The 6,159-nt window shown below is 47.1% G+C and carries 3 protein-coding genes; all 3 read left to right on the top strand.

From position 1 onward, the window contains the following. The first annotated feature begins 835 nt into the window (after nucleotides 1-835). The 3 genes from Q369_RS0121270 to Q369_RS29720 all read left to right on the top strand — a co-directional run bounded on the left by Q369_RS0121270 (nucleotide 836) and on the right by Q369_RS29720 (nucleotide 5,774). The gene (locus Q369_RS0121270; RefSeq protein WP_051664189.1) at nucleotides 836-3,949 is read left to right on the top strand and encodes a SusC/RagA family TonB-linked outer membrane protein; all 3,114 of its coding nucleotides are present in this window, start codon (nucleotides 836-838) and stop codon (nucleotides 3,947-3,949) included. Nucleotides 3,950-3,974: 25 nt separating this feature from the next. Beyond that, a complete protein-coding gene (locus tag Q369_RS0121275; RefSeq protein WP_031529774.1) occupies nucleotides 3,975-5,573 on the top strand; it encodes a RagB/SusD family nutrient uptake outer membrane protein in 1,599 nt (532 codons plus the stop codon). 69 nt (nucleotides 5,574-5,642) lie between these two features. Beyond that, entirely contained in the window at nucleotides 5,643-5,774 is a 132-nt protein-coding gene (locus Q369_RS29720; protein WP_262485495.1) for a hypothetical protein, read from the top strand. Nucleotides 5,775-6,159 lie beyond the last annotated feature (385 nt).

A 6,159-nucleotide genomic window follows, 5' to 3' on the forward strand; every position in this document is an offset into this window, starting at 1 on the left:
GCCAAAAGGCCCGAGCTTGTAGTCGAAAGGATGGGTTCTGCTGTAATTTTATGTTTATTTGCGAGATTGATAATATTAAGAAGGAATCTAAAAGCACAGCTGGCCATTATAGTAAACATATCACGTTAGTAACCTGGATACGATGCTAAATATCTACACACGAGTGTATGTATGTGAGTTAACTGTCCGATCTAAGTTACAGTTAAAGGTCCTCGCTTGACTATTTATTGAACTATAATCGCCGCAGATTAATCTAGACATATATATCACAACTGCCTGAAGTACGTTTTAACGACCGTATTTTTGCATCATAGAAATTGACTATGCTGTGAACAATAGTTCGCAGGATGATCTCTTGATCACTTTCATCAGCGTCCACACACATACGTCGTTATGCGAGTGGGAAAATGTCGTAGATTTCTGGCCTTTGAACAAAGTGAAATCAGCCGTTGAACAAAATTAGAAAAAGCAGAGTCCCTGAATTTGCTCCAAATACTATGGGAAAAGCAATTTTCAGAAAGCGTTAACCCTAAGCAGTCCGACCACTTTCAAGCGTGATTTCAAGAAAGCCTTCAAAATGTCCCAGCAAAGTTGGCTTACCAGAATCGATTGATCACCTGGGGCTGTTTTAATCCAAATCAAATTGCTTCCTGAGCAAGCATTGTGACATAAATTTAAACCCACACAGGACTTCTTAATATTTTTTAAATAATTGTTAAGAATCAGTTTGCAGCTTTTACCCCGCCGCTCCTACCCCCATCTTTGTGGCCAATTTACAGGGACAAACTGCCCGTCGGCAGAACCTCCTCCATATCTTAACCAACTCCACAAGCTTATGCTTACACGTTTTACCAGCATTTTTAATCTAAAAATTGCTGTTCCGACATTATTGCTGGCGCTCTGCCTTCCCGGCGCCGGGCAACAACTTCTCGCAGCTGACATAACTCAAAGCCAGGCTGTCCGCGACATCGAAGGTACCGTCCGCGATGAAAACGGCGAATTGCTTCCTGGTGTCAGTATTATAATCAAAGGTACTCAGCGCGGCGCCGTCACCGATGTTTCCGGACGTTTCACGATCTCCGTTAATGAAGGCGAAGAAGCTTCCCTGATCTTTTCATTCGTAGGATATCAGTCACAGGAAATCCTTATCGGCAATCAGTCGGCAATCGAGGTGACGATGAAGGCTGATTCAAAATCTTTGGACGAAGTAGTCGTCATCGGTTATGGTACTGCTCGCAAAAGTGACCTTTCAGCTGCTGTTTCGACGGTTCCTGATATGGCGCAGATCAAAAACCGTCCCGTGCTGAATGTGCAGAGCATGATCCAGGGCAAAGTGCCCGGGGTAACTGCCGTGAGCAATGGCGGACATCCAAACAGCGCACCTTCGGTAACAATCCGCGGAATGGGCTCGCGCAGTGGTGAGAGCGTACTTTACGTAGTCGACGGAGTTCCCGGCGCACCGTTCAACCCGGCTGATGTAGAATCGATGACGGTATTAAAGGATGCAGCTTCGGCAGCGATATATGGAGCTTTTTCCGGTTCAGCAGGTGTAATTCTCATCACTACGCGCCAGGCTTCACAAGGCAAACCAAGCATCGAATACAGCGGATTTATCGGAGCCAAACAAGCCTGGAAAACACCGCAGTCACTTACTGCCGAGGAAGAAGCTCGCGTTTCCAACCTGGCCTATACCAATGCTGGCTTGAACCCGCTCGACGGCTGGGATGCTTCCAAAAACCCCTACGCACAAGTAACGCGCACTGACTGGGTAAACGAAATTTTTCGCACAGGGATCGTGCAGCGTCATAATTTGAGTATTAACTCAGGTACCGACAAATTCTCAACGTTGATCCAGGGACGTTATGAAAAAGAGGAAGGTACGCTCCTGAACACATTCAGTCAGAATCTGTCGCTCCGGTTAAATGCAAATTATCAGTTCAATGACCACCTGAAATTCAGGCAGGATGTTTTTTGGAACAATAATGATAGTCGCGGCACCGAAACCAACAGTGGATACAGCGGTACCATTTTATCCGCAATGTACATGCCACGCTCAGCAACTGCCTATTATGAGGACGGGACATTTGGCGGCGTGGGTCCGCGCGATAGCCAATATCTTGGTATTCACGGCGATGCGATCAACCCGGTCGGGACATTAATGCGTAATAATCCTTACAATAAATCCAACCAGGTACAGTCGGTTTCGGAACTTACCTATTCAGATATTATCCCTGACCTGACATTCTTTACCCGTTTTACTTATCGTCAGGGAAATTCACTCTGGAAGAAATTCGATCCCCGCAGAACCGAACCCGGGAAACCAAACAACCAAAATTCGCTTGCCAATTCAACCGACAGGAACTATCACTGGATTTGGGAGAATACATTGAGCTACAATAAGGTTTTGGGTAAAAACAGCATTGGCGCTATGGTTTCAACTACGGCCCAGGAAAACGGCGCGCGTGGGTTCGGAGCAGGCGCGCGTGGGTTTGAAAACGAAGCAGATTGGGCTAACTTCTTTGTAAATGCTACCATTTTCGACCAGGATCGCCCGACAGATTATGAATGGAAAGACAAGAATGCTTCCTACGTGGGACGTCTTTCTTACAGCTGGGCAGACCGCTACTTTGTAACAGGTAGCTACCGATTCGACATTGCCGGCCGACTTGCAGCAGGTTACCGGGGCAAAGGATTTCCCGGAATCACCGGTGCCTGGAAAATCAGCTCCGAGCCATTTATGCAAAGCACCCACATCGACTTGCTCAAACTTCGCGCAAGCTGGGGACGCATTGGAAATATCGGTTCTATCGCCAGATATTACGGTTATCAAACTTTAAGCAACAATAACACCTACCAGATTGGAAACGAGGCGCCTTTCTCCAACGGTTTGTATGTGAATTCACGCTTCAATCCAGAACTTTCGTGGGAAACTTCGCAGCAAACAGATATTGGTCTGGACGTGAGTGTTCTGAAAGAAAGACTGTCGCTGACGGTGGATTATTTTGATAAACTCACCTATGACCTGATCAAACAGCAGGATTCAGGCTGGCCTAATACCTTTGGCTACGGCGCACCTTATATCAATCAGGGGAAAATTAGAAATAAAGGGTGGGAATTTTCGGCTTCGTGGAAAGACCGCGTGGATGAGTTTGGGTATGAGATAAACGGAAATTTCGCCACACTGAAAAACTCCGTGGATTATATTGATGGAAACCCGAATTCATTTTGGTCGCACGGCGATGCGTGGAGAGGTATTCTGACCCCTTACCGTTCCGTGGTTGGCCGGCCATACTATTCTTACTGGCTGATTAAAAATGCAGGTATTTTCCAGAGCGACGAAGAGGCAGCAGCTTATACAGCGGGAAATGGAACGCGCATTCAGCCGAATGCAAAAGCTGGTGATCTGAAATTTGTGGACGAAAACGGCGACGGCAAAATCGATGACGGCGACCGGGTGTTTTCGGGCAGTGCATTTCCAAAAATCACTTATGGAGTTACAGCTAATGTGAATTGGAAGAACTTCGACGCCAGCCTTTTCCTGCAAGGTGTGGGAGGTGTGAAACTGTTTCATGCATTCAAACAGTCGACATTAAACGGGGCTGAGCAAGGTTACAACCGCTGGGACAAGATCCTCGATGCGTGGTCGGATACCAATACCGGATCTGACATTCCCCGCATTCAGGCCAACGACCCGAACCGGAACTTTGCAACAAATTCTGACTGGTATCTCGAAAACGGCAACTACCTGCGGGTGAAGAACCTGATGATTGGTTATACCTTAAATAAAATCAAAGGCATTGAAAATTTGCGTGTGTACGTGAGCGGCGATAACCTGCTGACTTTCACCAAATACTCAGGCATGGACCCAGAGGTAGGAGGCATCGGCTTCGACGGCGGACAATTCCCTGTATCGCGCGTTTACTCGGCTGGTTTGAGACTGAAATTCTGATCATTGGATTAAAAATTTGCACAAAATGAAACTTCGTAATTTATATAAACTATCACTTGTAGCCGTAATGCTGTCGGCTACCAGCTGTGATGAAAATTGGGTAGATACCAAGCCAAATGGTGAACCCACAACAGCATTCTTTTGGAAAAGTGAAGACGACGTCAAAAAAGCCGTTACTTCCATGTACGTTCCCATGCGCTACGAATCTACCTGGGGCCGGAACTTGTTCTGGATGCAGAATGCGAGCGACGACCTGGTAACCGGGCGCGTGCGTGCAGAAAGCGATAACATCAAGAATTTCAATGTAACAGGTCGCGAGGGCGGCATGACTGGTGGCTGGAATGATGTGTACTGGATGATCAACAAGGCAAACCAGGTAATCGAAGGAGTTCCTACGGCGACTGGTGTTTCCGAGGAGGTCAAAAATGCAGCTTTGGGAGAAGCTTATTTTGTACGCGGATTTGCGCATTTCTGGATCGCTTATCTCTGGGGACATAAAGATCAGGGCGTACCTTTCGACGGTCCGGAAAATGCAGAATATGGAAAAAGGATCCCGCCGCAATTGCCATCGGTCACCGACAATTATGCGCAGATCATATCCGATCTGCAGAAAGCGGCCGATCTCCTGCCTTTGTTCCAAACCTACGGTCCCGCCGACCAGGGCCGCGCGCACAAGGCAGCAGCCTGGGCTTATATGGTAAAAACCTACGCTTACTGGGCGCAGTTCGACGCGAGCAAATGGGCATTGATTCCTGAGCTGGCTGACAAGATCAAAAACGAAGGCGGACGCGCATTGATGACGGGTAAAGGCAGCGCACGTGAAAATTATCAGAGTGTATTTAAAGTCGAAAATAATTTTGGCCCAGAATACATCTGGTCGGTAACCTCCGGTGTGCAGGGTGGTTCGGAGTTTGTGGGTGTTATCCTTGAAAACAAAGGCTGGGGCATTTTCAACGGTTGGGGCTATTTCCAGCCTACCGAGGAATTGTATCAGGAATACGAGGCAAATGATCCGAGAAGAGAAGTTACTATCCTGAAATTCGGCGACAAGTTCACTTACTTCGGCAAGGAACGTTCCTACTTTTCAACTAATAGCTTGTCGGGTTTTCAGATCAATAAATACATGGAACCGTACAGCTACGGCACAAATGAAGATCCGAGTACCAATAATATGATCAACCAGAATGGCGACTACCCTACTACCCGGTTGAACCTTTCACTGATCCGTTATGCCGAGATCCTGCTTTTTAAAGCAGAAGCATTGATCATGCAGGGCAAGAATGCAGAAGCTGCTGCGCCGCTCAACGAATTGCGGACCCGTGTAGGTCTTGCGCCGATCGCCTCTCCTACCATGGCGAACCTGAAACACGAGCGCCGCGTGGAGCTGGCCTGCGAATGGACAGACCGTTTGCAGGATCTGAAAAGATGGGGTGACTATGCCAAGATCAATGCGCCATTGCACGGCCGCATTCATACCAACAAAACTGATCCTGCTTCACCTTACACAGTACAGCAGATCTGGCCCGCGCGCAACTTCGACCCTGCGAAACACATGGCCTGGCCGATCAGTCCGGATGAAATCGCCAAGTCTAACGGTACGTACCGTCAGACGCCAGGCTGGTAACCTCGCACGCTTTCTTGAAATTAATCGTAGCCGGGTAGTCATACCTGGCTACCTATCTATCTGACCAACATGAAAAAAATCACTGTTTTAATTGCCTGCCTGGTCTCATTGTCCAGTTTTGGCAAGCAGCTGAATGACTATTTTCCCCAGGGCCACTCGCACAACGATTATTTGCAGCCTGCGCCTTTTACATTGGCGTAATTCTCATATAACCTCAAATGAGATACACATACAGAGGCATTGGCGACATCGTTTTGCTTCAAGCATATAGAATGGTACACATGTCAACAATATGCTTTAAAAGCAAGTAGGTGACAAGAAACCTTGCCATAAATGGTACACTTTAACGTCGATGTTTGAATGAACCGTCAGGCAAAATATCTATGTTAAAACAGTGCAAAACAATTCTGAAATTCACATAGTAGGTTGAAGTATCAACCTGTCTCTCAAAATGGAGACGTTTCTTTTGATGAGATTTGTTGAATTTGGTTACTGCTTACCTTCATGCATTTTACGCATCGCATCGTAATTTCTTATCCAGAAAGCGTGGTCGCGTACGCTATTAGCATAGGCTGCCCCCAAGACG

Source organism: Dyadobacter crusticola DSM 16708 (assembly GCF_000701505.1).
Classification (GTDB): domain Bacteria; phylum Bacteroidota; class Bacteroidia; order Cytophagales; family Spirosomataceae; genus Dyadobacter; species Dyadobacter crusticola.